Raw genomic sequence first — 18892 nt, forward strand, 5'->3', positions numbered from 1 at the left:
GCGGCTTAAACTTTTCGCTCCTGCCATCAGCCGCCCTGGAGCACACTTTTGAGCCCTTTCAATTCTGAATCCAAGCCTTGCAGCCGCCGCCATTTCTGCCGGGTCGCCAGTGCAGCCGCCTTGCCCTTTTTTGCAGCGGGAGCGGCCTATGCCCAAGGCAAGCCTGTCGAGGGCCAACACTATCGCCGCCTGCGCACGCCGCAAAACACCGGCAATGAGCGCGGCGAGGTGCTGGAGTTCTTTTGGTACGGTTGCCCGGCCTGCTACAAGCTGGAGCCGGCGCTGAATCAATGGCTGGCGCGCAAGCCCGCCGATGTGAGCTTCAAGCGTGTGCCCTCCATCATTCACGCGGTGAGCAAATCGCATCAGCGCATCTTCTACGCCCTGGATGCCATGGGACTGGAAGAACGCCTGCACGCCCAGGTCTTTGCCGCGGTGCAGGCCGATTCGGCCGCCCTGCAAGAGCTGCCCGAGATCCAAGCCCTGATGAGCAAGCTCGGGGTGGACGCGGCCAAGTTCGCCCAGGTCTACGGCAGCTTCAGCGTGCAGTCACGCTGCCAGCAAGCGGACCGCCTGATCCAAGCCTATGAGGGCACGGGCGTGCCCATGCTGGCCGTCAACGGCCGCTTCGTCACCACGCCGGCCATGGCGGGGGGCGACAAGGCGGCACTGACGGTGGTGGACTATCTGCTGGGGCTGGGCAAGAAGGCTTGAGCGCTCAAGCGCGCCTCATCGGGGGAGGCCTAATGCAGCGCAGGCACGATGGCAAGCCACATCCAGGCCTTGTCACCCAAACCCGTTGTTCCCCCTAGGTTCAAGTGAGTCTTCAGGTCCAACCCGAATGGAGGGGCTGGCCACGAGCAGCGATTCTTGAGCTTGCCGACTCGTCATCTCAACGAGAACGCACACGGGCTCTGCCAACAAGCTCCTAAGGCTTGAGGGCGGGCCACCTCGCTGCTCGCAGCGTTTGCGAGCTCAAGTGCTTTCGACGAAAGAGGTTGAAGACCATGAAACTGCATCCCTCCCTTCTTGCCGCCGCCGCCGCGCTGCTCGCAGCCCAGGCGGGCGCCACCACCATCAATTTTGACGATCTCGCCGAGGGCGATACCTTGTCCAACCAGTACGCGGGCCTGGGCGTGACCTTCACACCCAATGCATTCAGCGGGGCGGGCAGTTCAGGTTCGGGCATGGACTGGGCCAGCAATACCGATATGACCATCACCCATTCGGTGACTGGCGATGTGGGCAGCCTGGGCTCGCCCCCCTTGGTCAGCGGCATGGTTTTGCACAGCTTTGGCGGTTGGTTCGGTGAAGATGGTGACCCAAGTTTCAGCATCAACTTCGCCGCCCCCATCAAGTCCATCAGCATGGACTTTGCCGGCGTCACCGACTTTGCCGACACCCGAATCTTTGTCTACAACGGCGCCACGCTTGTTTCTACCGTCGCCGGCAGCAGCACGGGGCAGTTCACCCTGAGCTATAGCGGCGGCAGCTTCACCAGCGTGGTCGTGGCAGCGGGCAGCTTTGACGACTGGGTGGCGGTGGACAATATCAACTTCACGGCCGCAGCCGTCCCCGAGCCAGCCAGCTACGCCTTGATGGCGCTGGGCTTGAGCGCCCTGGGCCTGATGCGCCGTCGACGCGACTGAGGGGCCGCGCCCGTGGCGCTCAATGCAGCTCGGCCGCCACGCCCGGGCCCTGCATGGGCAGGCGCAACAGCACTCGGGTGCCTTCGCCCGGGCGGCTGTGTAGCTCGATCTCGCCGCCCAGCGCCACCGTGACCAGGTTGTGCGCCACATGCAGACCCAGGCCGCTGCCGCCTTGGCCCAGGCGGCCGGTGACAAAGGGGTCGAAGATGCGGCTCTGCAGCTCGGTGGCAATGCCACGGCCGTTGTCGCTGAGCTCGATCAGGACTTCCGTTTCCGACATCGCCCGTGCGCGGATCTCGATCTGCGCCCGAGGCGGGGCCGCGTCGCCGCCGAAGGCATGCCGCAAGCTGTTGTCCAGCAGCCGGCTCAGGACCTGAGCAAGCGCATTGGCGGCGCTGTCCATCTCCAGGCCCTCGGGCACATCCACACAGAGAGAACAATCGGCCTCGCGCAAGGCCTTGGCCCTGCCGGTCAAGGCCTCCTCCACCACCGCGGCCACGCTGAAACGATGGCGGCGCCAGCTGCCCGGCTCAATCGCAAGTTGCTTGAAGTCCAGCACCAATTCACTGGCCTTGCCCAGGCTGCTCATCAAGATCTCGGTGCCATCGCCCAGGGTTTGCAGAAAGTCGCGCAGGCCCTGGCCGGAGATGGAGCGCGGCGGCAGGGCCGCAAACTCGCGCACCCGGTCTTGCATGGTGCTGGCCACCATCAAGCCATTGCCAATCGGGGTGTTGAGCTGATGGGCCAGGCCGGCGACCAGGCTGTCCAGCGCCGCATTCTTTTTCACCTGCAAGAGCCGGGCCTGGGCCTGCTGCAATTGCTGCAAGGTGCTGGCCAGCTCCTGATTGCTGCGCTCCAGCTGCAGTTGGCGGTCGATCAGGGCGAAGTCGCGCTCCACCGTTTTCTTTAACTCCCACAGCAGCTCGACATAGCGCGCCTCAAACTGGCGCCGCTTGCTGTCCAGCACGCAGATGGTGCCAAACACCGACTGGTCGGGCCACAGCAGCGGCACGCCCAGATAGGCAATCATGTTCAGCGCGATATCGGGGTTTTTGGACCAGAGCGGATCCTCCAGCGCATTGGGCACTTCCAGCAGGCTGCGACTGGCCATCACGGTCTCGCAGTAAAGCCCCGTGCCCAGACGTGCCGTCTCATGCGGCTCGTAAGGGTTGCCCTCACGATGCGCGGCAACCAGAACCTCGATCTGCTCGGGATGGACCCGCATGATCAAGGCCGCAGGCACTTCAAAAATGCCGGCCATGGCGTTCGCTGTTTCCTGCCATTTCCCAAGCACTTCGCTGGGAACTTCGTGACGACGGTAAGGCATCTGGCTCTCCTCCGCTGACTCGACATTCAAGCGGATGCCGATTCTCTGAGCAAGCTTAGCGAAATGGCTGGCATCTGACCAGCGAGAACCTGGCATCAAAGCGGTGAGCTAATGTCTTGTTTAGACGTCAAGTGAATGAGGCGGGCAAGAAAAAGCCCGCAGCTTTTGGGCAGCGGGCCTGATGTTGACAGTCTATTGCTAAGTACTTTTTAGAACGGGATGTCGTCATCCATATCGTCCTCCGAAGGGACGATCTAGCTTTAGAAGGGAATGTCGTCATCCATATCGTCAAAGCCCGTGGCCGCACGCGGGGCCGGGGCGGGTGCACGGGGCGCCGGGGCGCGCGGTGCGGGAGGACGAGCGGGCGCGCGAGCCGCGGGCTGCTGATCGCCGTAGTCGTCGCCACTGCCGTAGCCGCCACCGCCTGCAGCTGCGCCACCCGCGCTGCGACCGCCGCCGTAGCTGCTGCCGCCACCCTCATCACCCCCCCCATCGCGGCCGCCCAGCAGCTGCATCTGGTCGGCGATGATTTCGGTGGTGTAGGTGTCGCGGCCTTCCTTGTCTTGCCACTTGCGGGTGCGCAGACGGCCTTCGACGTAGATGGGCTTGCCCTTCTTGCAGTACTGACCCACGATCTCGGCCAGCTTGTCATTGAAGACGACGCGGTGCCATTCGGTCTCTTCCTGGCGCTCACCGGATTCGCGGTTTTTCCAGTTGCGGGTGGTGGCCAGGCTGATGGTGCAGAAGGCCACGCCGCTGGGGTTGTAGCGCAATTCGGGGTCGCGCCCCAGATTACCGATGAGAATGACTTTATTGACCGAGGCCATATTGCGCTCCGCGTAGCGAGAGAGAGAGAAAACCAAAGCCGGGATTATGCCGCCCGCCGCTCCCGGCGAGTTGGCGGCTATCCCTAGTGGCCCTGGCCGACCGCAAATGATGCCCCGAATCCGGCACTTGATCTCCTCGGCCTCCAGCACCGGCCAAAGCCTACCTAAGATTCACCCCATGCTCTCCACCGCCCCTCCCACACACAGCAATCGCCGGCTCTGGCTGGCCTATGCAGGTGGGTGCCTACTCACCTGGTTGCTCTTTGTTTTGGGGGTGACCGAGTTCCAACCCGGCCTGTGGCAGTTCTGGGAAGCCATGTACCAGGCCAGCATGAGCCTGTGGCCGCCCATGCTGCTGGGCCTGGGCGTTTGGCCCTGGCTGGGCTGGCTGAACCGTCGGCAGCGGCCGCTGTGGGCGCTGTGCGCTTGGCACCTGCTGGGGGCGCTCTTGTTTGCCGAGGTCTGGCAGTTGCTGGACTATGCGGTAGCCCTGTGGCTGTTCGGCAGCGCGCATGCCCACGCGATGCTGGCGCAGGCCATTCTCTGGCGCGCGCTCTGGGGTGCGCTGGTGTATCTGGCCCTGCTGACGGCCTTCAGCGCCGTGTTGAACGCGCGCCGCGCCAAGCAGCTGGAGCTGGCCCAGGTGCAGGCGGAAACCGCCCTGGCCCGGGCCGAACTCTCGGCCATCAGCGGCAAGCTCAACCCGCATTTCCTCTTCAACACCCTCAACTCCCTGATCGCCCTGACCCGCAAGGACGCCAAGGCGGCCGAGCAAGGCTTGCTGCGCTTTGCCGGCATGCTGCGCTATGTGCTGGCCGAAAAGCGCGGGGCCAGCGAACGCGTGGCCCTGCAGGACGAGCTGGAGTTTGTGCGCGACTATCTGGCGCTGGAGGCCTTGCGCCTGGGCCCACGCCTGCGGGTGAACTGGCAGCTGGACCCGCAAACCCTGCTGGACGAGATCCCGCCCCTGAGCTTGCAGCCCCTGGTGGAAAACTGCGTGCGCCACGGTATCGCCCCCCTGCCACAGGGCGGCGAGATCATCATCAGCGCCCAGCGCGATGCCATGACCCAGGCCCTGCAGCTCTGTGTGCGCGACGACGGCCAGGGCTGCGAGCCCGGCCAGACCGAACGCCAATCCAAACCGGGCAGCTCCGGTGGCGTGGGCCTGAGCGCCTTGCGCCGCCGCTTTGCCCTGGACTTTGAGGGCCAGGCCCGTATGCAGATCCACACCGCGCCTGGCCAGGGCTTCCGGGTCGATTTGTGGATACCCCAATATTGAAACCAAGCCAGCAAGAACAGAGCCCATGCAAAGCATCAGCACCTTGATCGCCGAAGACGAGCCCCTGGCCAGCGAGAGCCTGGCCGAATGGGTGAGCCAGCTGCCCCAGCTGCAGCTGCAAGCCCAGTGCGCCGATGGCCCCACAGCCCTGGCCGAGATCCGCCGCCTGCGGCCGCAGCTGGTCTTCATGGACATCCAGATGCCCGGAATGACGGGCTTGCAGGTGCTGCGCGCCTTGCAGCAAGACCTGGAGCTGGAAGGCCGGCCCCTGCCCACCGTCATCTTCACCACCGCTTACGACGAATATGCGCTGACCGCCTTCGAGCTGCATGCGGTGGACTATCTGCTCAAGCCTTTCTCGCAAGAGCGCTTTAAAGAGGCGGTGCAACACGCCTTGCAGAGTCGCAATTCACCCAAGGCCATGAATGAGGCCTTGCAAGAAGTGGAACGGGCGGAGGAAGGAGGGAGCGCCGAGCAAGGCCTGCCGCTGGAGCCCCTGAGCCGCCTGCTGGTGCGCGACCAGGGCAAGATCTTTCCCCTGCAAGTCGATGCCATCGAGTACCTGCGCTCCGACACCAAGTACACCGCCGTCGCGAGCCGAGGCCGCCAATACCTGGTGCGCCTGCCCATCACCGCCTTCGAGCAAAGACTGGACCCGCTGCGCTTCATCAAGCTGCAGCGTTCTTGCATCGTCAATCTGGATTTCGTCGAGGCCATGACGCCGGACGAGAACTCGCAGCTGCTGGTGCAGATGCGGGACGGCAGCCGCTTCACGGCCAGCCGTGAGGTCTCCAAAAAACTGCGGGAGCAATCGATATGAGCGCCTCTTACTTCGCCTTCGCTCGCCTGGCCTTGCTGAGCCTGGCCCTGGGCGCCAGCATGGGCCACAGCCTGGCCCAAGGCCGTGGCGAGGTCGAGGGCCAGCTCTACAGCCCCGGCCCCTTCGACCGCCTGCAGGTGGAAGGGCTGAGCCAGGTCAAGCTCAGCCAGGGGGACAAGGACCAGGTCTTTATCGTGGGCGACCCCGAGCTGCAAAAAACGGTGCAGCTCCAGCTGGTCAACAAACAACTGCGCATCGAGCCCAGCGGCGGCTGGAAGTTCTGGAACAACGCGCGCCTACAGATGGAGATCACCTTGCGTGACCTCAAGCAGCTGACCCTGGCCGGGGCCAGCGATGTGCATGCGCCCGGCCCGCTGAAGCTGAACGGGTTGACGGTGCGCATCTCGGGGGCCGGCCAGGTGCGGCTGGACGACTTGACGGCCGAGCGCCTGGACTTCAATGTTTCGGGCGCTGGAGACGGCCAGTTGCGCGGCCAGGTCGCTCAGCTCAATCTGGGCATCTCGGGCAAGGGCAAGCTGCTGGCCGAGCAGCTGCGTGCCGGCCGCGCCCAGGTCAATATCAGCGGCATCGGCAATGCCCAACTCTGGGTGGTTGAGGATCTGGCCGTGCACATCTCCGGCGTGGGCTCGGTGGAGTACTGGGGCCAGCCGCAGATCACAAGGCAAACCAGCGGGCTGGCAACGATCAAGGCCTTAGGGGAAAAGCGCTAGCCGCGCACGCTCAATCACGGCTCGCCTTCCCAGTAATCGAGGCCATTCTCCAGCCTCTGCACAAAGCTGCGCCCCTGGTTGGCGAAGACGCCGATCTTGCCGGAGTCGGGGTATTCGCAGACCTCGGGCCGCTCCTGGGTGCTGATGGACAAATAGCTCAGCGGCGCGTCCGAGGTATTGAGAATGTGATGCGGGTAATCGGGCCCGCAGGGGATGAAGATCACATCGCCCGCTTGAATTGGCAGCATCTCACCGGCCACCCTTAGCGTGCCGCTACCTGCGAGCACGATGAACATTTCTTCTTGCGTGTGATGGAAGTGGTAGGGGCAGCTTTGCTGGCCCGGCGCCACCGTGTCCACCCCGCAACCCAGCTTGCGGGCTTTGGTGCCCTCGGAGACGCCTCCGATCAGGCTGTCGTAGCGCGGCGCGCGCACAAAGCGTTCGCGTGCCACGGTCTGGTGGTTGCGGATCAACTGGTGGCGCAATTCTTCGGCGCGGCTGCTGCTAGATTCACTCAACTCGGTTCTCCCCGACAATGGCCGACTCCATGAGCCAGCATCCCCATCATCCAGTCCTGCTGAACATCCTGCAAGAGGTGTTCGGTTATGGCGCATTCCGCGGCGCCCAAGAAGCCATCATCCAGCATGTGACGGGCAGCGGCGACGCCCTGGTGCTGATGCCTACCGGCGGCGGCAAAAGCCTTTGCTACCAGATCCCCGCCATCGCCCGGCACCGCGCGGGGCAGGGCGTGACGGTGGTGGTCAGCCCCTTGATCGCGCTGATGCATGACCAGGTCGGCGCGCTGGAAGAGGCCGGTGTGCACGCGGCTTTTCTGAACTCGACCCTGAGCAATGAGCAGGCCTCGCATGTCGAGCGCGAGATGATGAGTGGCCGCCTGGTGATGCTGTACGCCGCACCCGAGCGCATCACCAACCCGCGCTTTCTGGCCCAGCTGGATTCGCTGTACGAGCGCGGTCTGCTGAGCCTGTTTGCCATCGACGAGGCGCATTGCGTCAGCCAGTGGGGGCATGACTTCCGCAGCGAATACCTGGCGCTCTCCCTGCTGCATGAGCGTTACCCCGAAGTTCCACGCATCGCGCTGACGGCCACGGCCGACGACCTGACCCGGGCCGACATCATCGAGCGCCTGCGGCTCGAAGAGGCCAGCGTTTTCATCTCCTCGTTTGACCGGCCGAACATTCGCTACGCCATCGTCGAGAAGGACAAGCCGCGCGAGCAGCTCTTGCGCTTCATCCGTGATGAACACGAAGACGATGCGGGCGTTGTCTACTGCCAGAGCCGCAAAAAGGTGGAAGAAACCGCCGACTGGCTGGTGAGCGAGGGCATCAAGGCCCTGCCCTATCACGCCGGCCTGGACGCCGCCCTGCGCCAAAAACACCAGGACCGCTTTTTGCGCGAGGACAGCATCGTGATGGTGGCCACCGTCGCCTTTGGCATGGGCATAGACAAGCCGGATGTGCGCTTCGTCGCCCATCTGGACCTGCCCAAAAACATCGAGAGCTATTACCAGGAAACCGGCCGTGCCGGCCGCGATGGCGAGGCCGCCGACGCCTGGATGGCCTATGGCCTGGCCGATGTGGTGAACCAGCGCCGCATGATCGACGAGAGCCCGGCGGGCGAGGAATTCAAGCAAGGCCAGCGCGGCAAGCTGGACGCCTTGCTGGCCCTGGCCGAGGCGACCGACTGCCGTCGCGTACGTTTGCTCAGTTACTTTGGCGAAGAAAGCAAACCCTGTGGCAACTGCGACAACTGCCTGTTCCCGCCCGCCACCTGGGACGGCACCGAGGCCGCACGCAAGCTGCTCAGCTGCATCTACCGCTTCCAACAAAACGGCGGCCAGCGCTTTGGCGCCGGCCATCTGATCGACGTCTTGCGCGGCAAGGTCACCGACAAGGTCACCCAGTACGGCCACCAAAGCTTGAGCACCTGGGCCGTGGGCGCCGATCTGCCGGAAACGCAGTGGCGCGCCGTGCTGCGCCAGCTGATCTCGCTGGGCCATGTGGTGACCGAGGGCGAGTACATGACCTTGGTCTTGGCCGACTCGGCCCGCGCCGTGCTCAAGGGCGAGGTGCAGCTGCTCTTGCGCGTGCCCACGGTGGCACCCAAGCGGGGCAAGCTCTCGCGCACGAGCAAACCGAGTTCGGGCCGCAGCGGCAGCAGCGGTGCACCCGAGGATCTGGACGCAGCGGCCCAGGCCCGTTTCGATCAGCTCAAGGCCTGGCGTGCCGAGGTGGCCAAGGAACATGGCCTGCCGGCTTATGTGATCTTCCAGAACGTCACCCTGGCCGAGATGGCCCGCCAACATCCGCAAAGCCTGGACGCGCTCTCCCACATCAGCGGCGTGGGCGCCAAGAAGCTGGAAGCCTACGGGGCGGAGATTCTGCGGGTGCTGGGCGAGAGTTGAGGCGCTCTCAGTCTGGGGCCTGGACATGCTGATCCAGCAAGGCCTGCAAGAGATCCCGCGGCGCCACCGGCTTGCGCAGAACCAGCAGATTGGCCAGCTCGGACTGCTCGGAGGGCTCGACCAGAGGCCCGCTCTCGCCGGAGAAGATCACCAGCGGCAGATCGGGCTCGCTCATGCGCACCAAGCGCAGCACATCCAAGGCCGATCGCGCCTGGGGCAGGCGGAAGTCGCTCAACACCAGCTGGGGCCGAGGCTCAGCCGACCAGGCCGCGGCAAAGCAGGCCAGGTCCGCGAAGGCACGCAGCTGCAGGCCAAAAGACTCCAGCAGGCGCTGGGTGCTCAGGCGCACCAGGGCATCGTCCTCCACCAACCAAACCCGCAGGCCGCGCAGCGCCGCCAAACCCTCCAGGCTCTCCGCCGACTCCTCCGCGCCTGAGATGGCCACGGGCGGGCGTGGCTCCAGCCGAGGCTGCAAGGCCAGCGCCGGCAGGCTCAGCGTGAAACAACTGCCCACGCCCAGCTGAGAGCTCACCGCCAGGCGATGGGCGGGCAGGAGCTGGAGCAAGGCCTTCACAATGGTCAGGCCCAGGCCCACACCACGCCCGCCCAGCACCGGGTGTTTGCCGCCCTGGAAAAAGGGCCGAAAAATCATGCCCTCGTCGACCAGGGCCGGTGCCATGCCCACGCCGTTATCGGCCACGGCGAGATGGATCTCAGCGCCCTCACGCCAGGCGCTGAGGCGCAGCCGCGCGGGCTCGCCCCTGCCCTCAGCCGCAGCGGGGCTGCGCCGGTACTTGATGCCGTTGGAAACCAGGTTGTCCAGGATTCGGCGCAGGAACTCCGCGTCGCTGTGCGCGCGCAGCGCTGCGCCGGCCGGAGGGAGGCTGAGCAGCAAGTCCAGCTCGGCGTCGGCCGCCTGGCGCTGCCAAGCCTCCTGCAAGTCCTGCAGCAAAAGGCCCAGGTCCAGTGGCTGCAAACTGGCCTGGACCTGACCCGACTCCAGATGGGAGATGTCCAGAATCGAACGCAGCTGCTCGTGCAAGGCTTGGGTGGCCTGGCGGGTCAGGCGCAGCAAGTCTCTCGCAGGCTGGTGCTGCGCCTGCAAGATGGCTTGCTCCAGCGGGCGCTGGGCGCTCAGCAAGGCCTGCACTGGCTGGCGCAGATCATGCACGGCGCTGGCGATGAAGCGGGACTTCTCGGCGCTGCGCCGCTCGGCTTCCTGGCCCAGCCTTTCCTTCAGATTGAGCACCGCCTGCATACGCCCCTGGGCCTTGCGCCCGCTGCGGGCCAGGGCCTTGTTCAGGCGCGCCAGCTCCCGCTCTTGCAGCACAAAGGCGCGGTGCTGCCTTGCCAGCTCTTCACGCAGGCGGAAGGAACCTCGCGCAAACACCTCCAGACACCAGCTGACGAAGATGCCCACCAGCAAGACCGTGCTCATGCACAGGGCAAATGCCAGCACGAAATGCTCGTCCGCCGCTCCCAAGCCGGGCCCGCGTGGCTTGAGGTAGTCACAGCTCAGCACGGTCAAGCCTGAGCACAAGGCATAGCAAGCGGCCAGGCGCTGGGCCAGCCGACAAGGCAGGCCGAACAAGGCAAACGAGGCCAGGGTGGCGGCCAGCATGCCGGTGAAGAAAAAGCGCTCGTCATAGGGCGCGGGGGCCAATAAGGCCAGCACACAGCTGGAGAAAAAACCGAGCATGACGCCGCTGCTCAAAACGCGGTTGGCAAACTTCGCGTCCTTGCCAAAGCGCGGGCTCCAGAGCCGGCTGATCAGCAGCATCAGCAGCACGGTGGTGAGCAGGCGCAGGCCGATGATCAGCGGGCCGCGCGCCGCGTACACCGGGTCATGCGCCATCCAGACCAGGTCCAGGCCCACGAACAAGGTCCACATCAGGGTGGCCAGCAGGGCCGCCAGCCTGCGCGGCTGGGCCAGCTTGGAGACATAGTCCTGCACAAAAGCTTTTTCCGTCTCGGCCTCAAACGGCCGGGGCGGACGCAGCACTCGGGCGGAGGAAAAGCTCCCGTTGACGGGCTGGCTCAGCTGGCCCTGCCAGACGGCCTCGACCTGGGGCGCGTTCACTCGGGCTGCGTCGTCCCCGCGTCGGGGCGCGGTGGGCACAACGTCAACAAGGCCTGCAACAAGGTCTCGGGCGTCACCGGCTTGCGCAGTGCAGGCAGATCGGCCAGCTCGGGCACTCGGGAGAAGTCGCCCGACTCGCCCGAGAACACCAGCATCGGTATCTCTCCCACGCCCTGGCGCAGGCTGCGCAAGACATCGACGGCGGTGCGATCGCCGGGCAGGCGGTAGTCGCTCAGCACCACATCGGGTTCACGCTCCAGCCCGGGCAGGGCCGCCTCAAAGGCCTGCAAGCTGGCAAAAGCCTCGCACACCATGCCGGCCGAGGCCAGCAGACGCTGGGTGGAATCCCGCACCAGATCGTCGTCCTCCACCAGCAGCACATACAGGCCCTGCAGATGCTCATAGTGATGGCCGTCCGAGGGCAGCCCCGGGCTGGAGCGGGCGGCGCCGGGCGAAGCCGCAGGCAGGGTCAGGCTGAAGCTGCTGCCCTCACCCAGGCGCGACTGCAGGCCCAGTTGGTGGTCGGGCAACAAGGCCAGCAAGGCCTTGACGATGGCCAAGCCCAGACCCACGCCCTTGTCGCCCTGGCTGAGATGGTTGTTGGCCTGGAAGAAGGGCCGGAAGATGCTGCCCTCGTCGATCAGGGATTGAGGGATGCCGATGCCGTTGTCGACCACCGTCATGGTCAAGACCTGACCCTGTTGGCGGCATTGCAGTTTCAACCAGGCACCATCGGGCCGCGCAGGATCGCGGTACTTGATGGCGTTCGAGATCAGATTGTTGAGGATGCGTAGCAAGAACTGCGGGTCGGTGAAACCCACAAAGGGCAGGGGCTCTTGAGGCATCTCGCAGTAGAAGCGCGCCTGCTGCTCGGCCGCCTGCGCCTCCCAGCCTTCCTGCAAGGAGCGAATCAGGGCCCGTACATCCACCGGCATCGGCGTCGCCTTGACCATGCCTGACTCCAGGCGCGAGATGTCCAGAATGGCGGCCAGCTGCTCGTGCAAGCTGGCCGCCGCCATGCGGGACAAGCTCAGCAGCGCCCGCGCCTCGCTGACATCGGCCTGCAAAATGGCCCGTTCCAAGGGGCGCTGCACATTGACGATGGCTTGCACGGGCTGGCGCAGATCGTGCACCGCGCTGGCGATGAAGCGGGACTTGTCGCGGCTGCGTTGTTCGGCCTCGACCCGCAGGCGCTCCTTCAAGGCCAGCACGGCCTGCATGCGCTCCTGCACCTCACGATTGGTCTGCGCCAGGGCCAGATTGACCCGGTGCAATTCCTCGCCCTGCAAGCGCACGGCCTCGTTCTGATGCGCCAAATCCTCGCGGGCCATGAAGGAGCGGCGGGCGAACACCTCCAACAAATAGCAGACCACACAGCCCATCACGCCCACGGTGCTGAGGAAGAGCGCGGTGCTGAGCGGGTAATGCTGAGACTGCACCAAGTTGAAGTTCTGGCCCTTGCCTTGCACGCACCAGCCGATGGTGAGCGCGCTCAACATGCTGAGGCAGGCCGCCAGCTGCAAGGCCTGGCTGGCGCGCAGACCGAACAGGGTAAACACCGCCACCGCCACCACCACCATGCCGGTAAAAAAGTAGAGCTGATCAAAGGGGTGAGGCACGATCACCGTCAGCATGCACATGGCGATATAGGCGGTGAGCGAGCCCAGCAGCACCAGACGATCGGCATACGCGGTGTCCTGCTTGAAGCGCGGCCGCCGTGTCAGCAGGAACAGGATCACGAAGAGCAGGGCAGCCCCCAATCTCACCATCACCACCTCGCGCACCACGGCGCGGTAGTTGGCGTCGGCTGCGGCCAGGGCGTGGTCCAGCAGCAGATAGGACAACCAGGTCAGCCCGCCCAGGATTAGCGCCGTGCGGCGCAGCGGGGCTAGGCGAGCGGTGAAGTCGAGCAGAAAATTTTGCTCGCGCTCGCCCTCAAACCGCCGCGGCAGCAAGGGCCATGGCGGCAGCCAGGACCCAAGTCCGCGCAAGCCCTTGTCCAAGAAAGAGAAAGCAGTTTGCATGGATAGCCCACCGGTTCGGTCGGCCGATCTCACGCCAGCGCCATGCTCAAACCGAGTAGCGCGACCCTAGCATGGTGGAACTGGCGGGGCTATCCCCAATCCCCTTGCTCGCGCCCCCTGATTCAGGGGCGCCGTCGCCGGCCTCACTCCTCCCATTTGAAGCGGGCCAGCCCCAGGGCCGCGAACAGGGCCGAGAAGCCCAGCATCACCGCCACCGGCGCCAGCGCCGCCTCGGGCCCCAAGCCGCGCCAGGTCATGGCGTCCAGGCCGTCGACCGCCCAGCGCGTGGGCACAAAGAAGGAGATGGTCTGCAGCCACTCGGGGAAGACAAAAGAGGGCACCCAGGCGCCGCCCAGCATCACCATCAAGAGCGTCACCAGAATCGCCAGGCCACGGGTGGCCTCGGGCGTCTTGCCGATGGCGGCGATCAGCAGGCCAAAGCTCGCGGTCAAGATCGAGAAGGCAACGAGCACGGCCGCAAAGCCCAGCCAGCTGCCCTCCACCCTGACCTTGAACACCGCGAAGGCGACGGCGTAGATGGCCATGAACACGATCAAGGAGATCAGCGCGCAGCTGGCAATGCGGCTGCCCAGCAGCACCGGCCGGGACACCGGCGCGGCTCGCAGGCGCAGCCACAGGCCTTGGCGTCGCATCAGCAGCAGGCCAACGCCGATGTCCACCCCCATCATCAGGATGAACTGCACGCCCATGCCGGCGAAGGAATGCGAGTAGCTGTTGTAGCGCGTCTCTACCCGCGCGCTGGCCTCCAGCTCGCGAGTGCTGAAGGGCATGCTCAGGCCTGCGGAGGCGGGGGCTGAAGCGGCTGCTGAGGCGCCCTCGGCGGCGGGGCCACTGGCACCCTGCTCCTGCACCTTGGCAATGCTGTCAAACATCTTGATCAGATCGCGGCGGCGCTCATCGGGCAGAGTGCTGTCCTGGTCCAGCTGGGTGCGCATGTCCTTGAGCATGGGGCTCTTGCCGCTGAAGACGTCCTGCGTCACCTGAGCCATCACATGCTGGGACAAGATGCCGCGCACCATGGGCAGAGCCATGGCCTGGGAGGGGTCGTAGTCCAGCCTGAGCTCCGGCTTCTTGCCGCCGCCAAACAAGGCTCTTGAGGCCTGATCGGCGAAGCCGGCCGGAAAGGTGACGGCGGCGCGCTGCTTGCCGGCCTTGACCTGGGCCAGCGCCTCCTCGGGCGCCAGCTCGATGACGAGCAGGCTGCTGTCGGCCTTCATGGCCGCGATGATCTTGCCCGTCATGGGGCTGCGGTCCAGATCGCTGATGGCGACGGGCACGGCGGCAGTTTTGCTATCGCTATTGCCGAACAGGCTGCCGAAAAAAGCGGCGATCAGAATGGGCGCGGCGATGCTCATCAGCACGGCGCGACGGTTGGCGAAGTAAAGCAGCAGGTCTTTGCGCAGCAGGGCGATGAAGGCGCTCATGGCATGTTCTCCTTGTCGTTCTTGTTTTTTCAGTCGCGCAACTGGCGGCCGGTCAGGGCCAGGAACACATCTTCCAGATTGGCCCGGCCCGAGCTGAGGTGGCGCACCTGCACGCCGGCGAGGCTCAAGGCCTGCAGCACGGCCTGGCTGCCCTGGGTCAGCTCGTCCATGCCCAGATGCAGCTGACTGCCGCGCAGCTCCGCTTGCTTGACGCCGGGCAGGCTGCGCAGGGCAGGCAGGTCGACGCGAGCGGCGTCGCTGATCTCCAGCTGCAAGGTCTGGGCGGCGGGCAAGGTGCGGTAAAGCTCGGGCAAGCTGCCGCTGGCCAGCAATTGCCCATGGTCCATGATGAGCACCCGATCGGCCAGGCGCTCCACCTCCTCCATGTAATGCGTGGTGTAAACCAGGGCCTTGCCGGCGCGCTTGAGGCGCTCCAGCTGCTCGAAGATGGCGTTACGGCTTTGCGGGTCGACACCGGCGGTGGGCTCGTCCAGCAAGAGCACATCGGGGTCATGCACCAGGGCGCAGGCAATATTGAGGCGGCGCTTCATGCCACCGCTGAAGCTGGCCGGCTTGTCGCGGGCCCGGTCGGCCAGGCCCACCATCTCCAGCACCTCGGCGGCGCGTTGGCGCTGGCGTGCCTTGGGCAGGCCGTAGAGCGCGCCGAAGAGTTCGAGATTGGTTTGAGCGGGCAGATCCTCGAACAGCGCGATGTCTTGCGGCACCAGGCCGATGCGGCCCTTGTAGCCGGCCTCGTCCTGGGCCAGGCTGATGCCAGCCACGCTGACGCTGCCGGCATCCGCCGCGGTCAGGCCGGCCATCATGCCCAGGGTGCTGGACTTGCCCGCGCCATTGGGGCCTAGCAAGCCCAGGAGCTCGCCTGCGTGTACCGAGAAAGAGATCTCACGCACCGCCTGGCGTGAGCCGTAGTTTTTCTTGAGTCCCTGGACTTCTAGCACCGTGGTGTTCATCAATCGCGCCCCATCAGAAGGAATGGCGCGATCTTAGGGAGAAGGGCGAGAAACGCGAGCGGCTTGGGACGAACGGTCAGCGGCGAGGGTGAATCGACAACAGCCCGCGCCAGCTGCGAAACGGAATCAGCAGACGAGCGGGGCGCTGCAGGTCTTGGCGGCGGCCACTTGCACCGGCTCGGCGACGCGGCGCGCTTCGATCACGACGCGAGGCAGGCGCTCGATGTGCTGGGCCTGGCTGGCCTCGGCGACTTGCTGGCGCTTGGCGGTGATGACCACGCGCTCCAGCTTGACGGTGGCGACAGCGGGGGCGCTGCTCTTGGCATGGCTCAGATAGGCCGCGCTAGCACCGGCCATGAGACCGACCGCGGCAAAGGTGACGAGTGCGAACTTCTTGGTTTGGCTAAACATGGTCTTGGCTCCCTGCGAGGCCAACACCAGCGTTGACCATGAATGCAGTTTCGGCCTTGACCTCGCCTATTTCCAGGCACAAGCGATCAAGTGGCAAGCGGAGCGAATGAGCTGCAGCCCGCTGCGATGAATGCGCGCCTTTGGCTCTCGCGCCCCTCCCTCGCTCTGGCTGCTAACGCCCATCATCGACTGCGCAACACCCGGCTGGTTTGCTCCTCTTCGTTGAAGCGCTGCTGGCTGCTCAAGGCCCGGCTAAGCCCCGCCGCCAGCGCGGCCTGATCCAGATTGGCGCCCCAGGTCTGGCCGGCGCGCAAGGCCAGGGGCGGCGCCAGATTGGCGCTGAAATTAGGCGGCAGCCAGGGCATGAGCTGATTCAGCACCAGCTGCAGGCGGGGGCGTATCGCGGGCTCGCCAATGCGGCCACGCTGGCCCCAGTTGACGAGCAGGTCGGCGCTGCTGGCGCCTACGGCCAGCTGATTGGTGATGGCGTAGTCGCGCAGCACGCCGTAGCGAAGCTGCATCATGGCCTCCTCCACCAACATGGCCGCGTCCTCGCGGGAGAAGGCCGCGCCCGAGGGCACCGAGTAGCTGTAGTCGTCGTTGACGCGGTCGTTGCTGAAAAAGTAAGTGATGTCGCTGGGCGTGTAGCTGTTCTGCAAAAGCGAGGGCGCCTCGCCAAAGGACAGCACCCGGGCCAGGCCCTGCATGGTGCTGGAGTAAAAAGGCAGGCGGTTGAACAGGTCTTGCGACGGGGTGAGCGCCGGGCTGGCCTCGTAAACCCGCTTGGCGCCATCCAAGCTGGCTTGCACGGCGGGCGGCAGGAAGTCGCCCGCATGCGTCAGCTCGTGATACAGCAAGCGGCCCAGCTCATTGGGCAGCTCGTCCAGGCCGCGGCTTTGGCGCTGCAGCACGGCATAGCTGGTGACCGCATGCTGGTTGTTCTTCACATAGCGCCAAGGCGTGGCGTATTGCAAGCTCTGGCCATTGGCGCTGCGCGGGTCCGGCGCTTCGCTGAGGGTGTCGCGCTGCTCGGGCGTCAGCCAGAGATAGCTCGCGTCCAGATAGATGGCGCCGGTGGCGTTCCAGTAGAACGCCGGCCGTACCTGGCCGCCAATCACCACGGCGGTGACGGCCGAGAGCATGCGGCGGAAGTCGCCATGGACATCTTGCTCGCGCAAAAAACGCTCGAACACCTCGGCCATCCAGTCGTTGGACACCAGCACCCGCTGCATCACCTGCTCCACCGTGGGCGCGGCTCCGGCCGTCTGCTGGCCCAGGATGGGCAGGCGATTCAGGGTGCAGAGATTGCTGCGGCTGAGCGTGGGGCTGTAGATGCAGTCCCGCAGCGCCGTGGCATAGGGGCCTTGGGCCAGATAGGGGTAGACGCGACTGGCCGCATCGCTACCGCTGAACAGCGGGTCGCTGGGCACGCTGCCCGGCGCCTGCACCAGCAGATTGAACTGCCCGCTGGCGCGGCGGCCATCGGGCAGGCTGAGGCTGGCGCTCAAGGTCACGATGCTGTCGCTGCTGACCACCGGCGCGCTGAGCACCAGACGCAAGCTGCTACTGCTGCCGCCGTTGCTGAGGTCCACGGTAGGGCCGGCCGTCTGGCTCCAGCTCACCGTGGCCTGGGCGAGTTCGGCGGGCGTGAGCTGGGGCAGCCAAGCGCGCAGGGACAGCTTGGTCCCGCTCAGGGCCGAGGGCTCGCCCCGCAAGACCAGCTGCAAGGCCTCGCTGGCCGGCGCGGCGCTGAACTGCACCGGGGCGACAAAGCTGCGCCCCTGGCCGTCCACATAGCTCAGATCAAAGCGGTAGGGGCCAGCGGCAGCAGGTTCCACGCTGATGGCTTGGGCGCGTCTGCTCAGGTTGTTCAAGGCCGGGCCGGCGGTTTGCGTCCACTTCAGGCTGCTCAGGCCGGCCGCGCCACAAGCCAGCAGACTCAGCTCGGTATTGCGGCCCTGCTGCGGGGCGGCCTCCAGCGCCAGCCGGGCCACCGAACCCGGTTCACAGCGGCTGCTCAGGGCGGGCGGTTCGAGCGGAATCGGGGTGGGCGTCGGGACGTCGGGGGCGCTGCCGCCGCCACCACCCCCGCAGGCCGTCATCAAGGCGGGCAGGGCCAGCAGGCAAAACGAATAGGCGCTGCGCGATCGGCCGGATGGGGAGAGACGGGTCGGCCAAGCTGCGGCCGAAAAATCACTCGCTTTGCTGAAGAAAAACAGGCGGCGGAATCGAGAAATCAAGGCGCTTCCTTGCATCGGCGGCGATGGGAGGCGGCCATATTACAAGGGGGTTCAGGGGCGGATGGCGCAGAGTTTCCCGCAGCCAGGCCCATGGGCAAGATTCACCCCGGGGGTCAGGTCTTGCCGCTGTCATCAAGCTTCAATAAACAAGCACACAGCAGTTCAAAACCCCGGCCTCAGCAAGCATGCTGATCGGCGCTCAGCTGGGTGGCCAGGGCGGACTGCTGCTTCTCAACGCTGCGGGAAACCTGCACCACCACCCGGGGCAGCTGCACGGCAGCCGTGCGCTGACCCTGCACCACCACACGCTCCAGCTTGACCACCGGCGTGGGCTGCGGCGGGCTCATCTCATCGGCCAGATTCATGCCCAGTGCCGCGGCAGCGGCCACGGCGATAAAGGCGGTGAACAAGGTGCTGAAGGAGAGTAGCTTTTGCATGATGGGCTCCGTGTGAGTGGCCGGAATTGAGGGCGGGTTTTGCTGCTGTGTTCACAGTGTCGGCAAGAGCGGGTGGGCTTGCCAGGGCCAAGCGACGAAGTGGCGGAAGTGACGCGCCAGCGGTTCTTTGCGGCGATGAATCGCAGTGCCCATGGGCTTTGGTGACGAATAGGCGAAGGCGGAAATGGTCGCAATCCCTTTTTATTTGGATGACAGGCGAGAGCCT

Annotated in this window: 16 protein-coding genes; 6 read left to right on the forward strand and 10 right to left on the reverse strand. The window is 65.5% G+C overall.

Going from position 1 to position 18892, the window contains the following annotated elements; all coding sequences use genetic code 11:
• The first annotated feature begins 48 nt into the window (after nt 1–48).
• Together DBR47_RS08690 and DBR47_RS08695 are read left to right on the forward strand one after the other, a co-directional pair.
• Complete coding sequence (locus DBR47_RS08690) at nt 49–714, forward strand: thiol:disulfide interchange protein DsbA/DsbL (protein WP_124449007.1); 666 nt, start codon at nt 49–51, stop codon at nt 712–714.
• A gap of 293 nt (nt 715–1007) precedes the next feature.
• A complete protein-coding gene (locus DBR47_RS08695) occupies nt 1008–1649 on the forward strand; it encodes a PEP-CTERM sorting domain-containing protein (protein WP_124449009.1) in 642 nt (213 codons plus the stop codon).
• 19 nt (nt 1650–1668) lie between these two features.
• Here the strand turns inward: DBR47_RS08695 and DBR47_RS08700 are convergent, their stop codons facing one another.
• Together DBR47_RS08700 and ssb are read right to left on the reverse strand one after the other, a co-directional pair.
• On the reverse strand, nt 1669–2976 hold the full coding sequence (locus DBR47_RS08700) for an ATP-binding protein (protein WP_124449012.1): 1308 nt from the start codon (nt 2974–2976) through the stop codon (nt 1669–1671).
• 260 nt (nt 2977–3236) lie between these two features.
• Nucleotides 3237–3803 (reverse strand): single-stranded DNA-binding protein, encoded by a 567-nt coding sequence (gene ssb / locus DBR47_RS08705; RefSeq protein ID WP_124449014.1) that lies wholly within the window; start codon nt 3801–3803, stop codon nt 3237–3239.
• A gap of 178 nt (nt 3804–3981) precedes the next feature.
• Between ssb and DBR47_RS08710 the strand changes: the two genes are divergently transcribed.
• Genes DBR47_RS08710 through DBR47_RS08720 form a run of 3 tightly spaced genes read left to right on the forward strand, consistent with a single transcriptional unit; the run spans nt 3982 to nt 6633 of the window.
• Nucleotides 3982–5082 carry a sensor histidine kinase gene (locus DBR47_RS08710; protein ID WP_197046949.1) on the forward strand — a complete coding sequence of 367 codons (1101 nt, stop codon included), beginning with the start codon at nt 3982–3984 and terminating at the stop codon, nt 5080–5082.
• A 25-nt stretch (nt 5083–5107) separates the two neighbouring features.
• Nucleotides 5108–5902, forward strand: a complete 795-nt coding sequence (locus DBR47_RS08715) for a LytTR family DNA-binding domain-containing protein (protein WP_124449018.1) — start codon at nt 5108–5110, stop codon at nt 5900–5902.
• The gene (locus DBR47_RS08720; protein ID WP_124449020.1) at nt 5899–6633 is read left to right on the forward strand and encodes a head GIN domain-containing protein; all 735 of its coding nucleotides are present in this window, start codon (nt 5899–5901) and stop codon (nt 6631–6633) included. Before DBR47_RS08715 ends, DBR47_RS08720 begins: the two co-directional genes overlap by 4 nt.
• Before the next feature lie 14 nt (nt 6634–6647).
• Here DBR47_RS08720 and DBR47_RS08725 read toward each other — a convergent pair whose 3' ends face one another.
• On the reverse strand, nt 6648–7151 hold the full coding sequence (locus DBR47_RS08725; RefSeq protein ID WP_231512203.1) for a cupin domain-containing protein: 504 nt from the start codon (nt 7149–7151) through the stop codon (nt 6648–6650).
• Nucleotides 7152–7180: 29 nt separating this feature from the next.
• Here DBR47_RS08725 and recQ point away from each other — a divergent pair, with 29 nt between their 5' ends.
• A complete protein-coding gene (recQ, locus tag DBR47_RS08730; protein WP_124449024.1) occupies nt 7181–9058 on the forward strand; it encodes a DNA helicase RecQ in 1878 nt (625 codons plus the stop codon).
• Nucleotides 9059–9065: 7 nt separating this feature from the next.
• Here recQ and DBR47_RS08735 read toward each other — a convergent pair whose 3' ends face one another.
• From DBR47_RS08735 to DBR47_RS08765, 7 genes are all read right to left on the reverse strand, one after another.
• On the reverse strand, nt 9066–11138 hold the full coding sequence (locus DBR47_RS08735) for a hybrid sensor histidine kinase/response regulator (RefSeq protein ID WP_124449026.1): 2073 nt from the start codon (nt 11136–11138) through the stop codon (nt 9066–9068).
• Nucleotides 11135–13162 (reverse strand): hybrid sensor histidine kinase/response regulator, encoded by a 2028-nt coding sequence (locus DBR47_RS08740; protein ID WP_124449028.1) that lies wholly within the window; start codon nt 13160–13162, stop codon nt 11135–11137. Before DBR47_RS08740 ends, DBR47_RS08735 begins: the two co-directional genes overlap by 4 nt.
• 143 nt (nt 13163–13305) lie before the next feature.
• On the reverse strand, nt 13306–14607 hold the full coding sequence (locus tag DBR47_RS08745) for an ABC transporter permease (RefSeq protein WP_124449030.1): 1302 nt from the start codon (nt 14605–14607) through the stop codon (nt 13306–13308).
• Between the two features lie 29 nt (nt 14608–14636).
• Nucleotides 14637–15578, reverse strand: a complete 942-nt coding sequence (locus DBR47_RS08750; RefSeq protein WP_124449032.1) for an ABC transporter ATP-binding protein — start codon at nt 15576–15578, stop codon at nt 14637–14639.
• Nucleotides 15579–15704: 126 nt separating this feature from the next.
• A complete protein-coding gene (locus tag DBR47_RS08755; RefSeq protein WP_124449034.1) occupies nt 15705–15989 on the reverse strand; it encodes a hypothetical protein in 285 nt (94 codons plus the stop codon).
• 182 nt (nt 15990–16171) lie between these two features.
• Entirely contained in the window at nt 16172–18229 is a 2058-nt protein-coding gene (locus DBR47_RS08760) for a hypothetical protein (RefSeq protein ID WP_124449036.1), read from the reverse strand.
• A 176-nt stretch (nt 18230–18405) separates the two neighbouring features.
• On the reverse strand, nt 18406–18666 hold the full coding sequence (locus tag DBR47_RS08765) for a hypothetical protein (RefSeq protein WP_124449038.1): 261 nt from the start codon (nt 18664–18666) through the stop codon (nt 18406–18408).
• Between the last annotated feature and the right edge of the window lie 226 nt (nt 18667–18892).

Origin of the sequence: Paucibacter sp. KBW04 (assembly GCF_003852425.1) — a bacterium.
GTDB lineage: Bacteria > Pseudomonadota > Gammaproteobacteria > Burkholderiales > Burkholderiaceae_C > Paucibacter_A.

Bases quoted from the DNA above. Each gene is read 5' to 3' on its own strand.
- DBR47_RS08695 (WP_124449009.1), top strand. From the start codon at position 1,008: ATGAAACTGCATCCCTCCCTTCTTGCCGCCGCCGCCGCGCTGCTCGCA.
- DBR47_RS08700 (WP_124449012.1), bottom strand. From the start codon at position 2,976: ATGCCTTACCGTCGTCACGAAGTTCCCAGCGAAGTGCTTGGGAAATGG.
- ssb (WP_124449014.1), bottom strand. From the start codon at position 3,803: ATGGCCTCGGTCAATAAAGTCATTCTCATCGGTAATCTGGGGCGCGAC.
- DBR47_RS08710 (WP_197046949.1), top strand. From the start codon at position 3,982: ATGCTCTCCACCGCCCCTCCCACACACAGCAATCGCCGGCTCTGGCTG.
- DBR47_RS08715 (WP_124449018.1), top strand. From the start codon at position 5,108: ATGCAAAGCATCAGCACCTTGATCGCCGAAGACGAGCCCCTGGCCAGC.
- DBR47_RS08720 (WP_124449020.1), top strand. From the start codon at position 5,899: ATGAGCGCCTCTTACTTCGCCTTCGCTCGCCTGGCCTTGCTGAGCCTG.
- recQ (WP_124449024.1), top strand. From the start codon at position 7,181: ATGAGCCAGCATCCCCATCATCCAGTCCTGCTGAACATCCTGCAAGAG.
- DBR47_RS08740 (WP_124449028.1), bottom strand. From the start codon at position 13,162: ATGCAAACTGCTTTCTCTTTCTTGGACAAGGGCTTGCGCGGACTTGGG.
- DBR47_RS08745 (WP_124449030.1), bottom strand. From the start codon at position 14,607: ATGAGCGCCTTCATCGCCCTGCTGCGCAAAGACCTGCTGCTTTACTTC.
- DBR47_RS08750 (WP_124449032.1), bottom strand. From the start codon at position 15,578: ATGAACACCACGGTGCTAGAAGTCCAGGGACTCAAGAAAAACTACGGC.
- DBR47_RS08755 (WP_124449034.1), bottom strand. From the start codon at position 15,989: ATGTTTAGCCAAACCAAGAAGTTCGCACTCGTCACCTTTGCCGCGGTC.
- DBR47_RS08765 (WP_124449038.1), bottom strand. From the start codon at position 18,666: ATGCAAAAGCTACTCTCCTTCAGCACCTTGTTCACCGCCTTTATCGCC.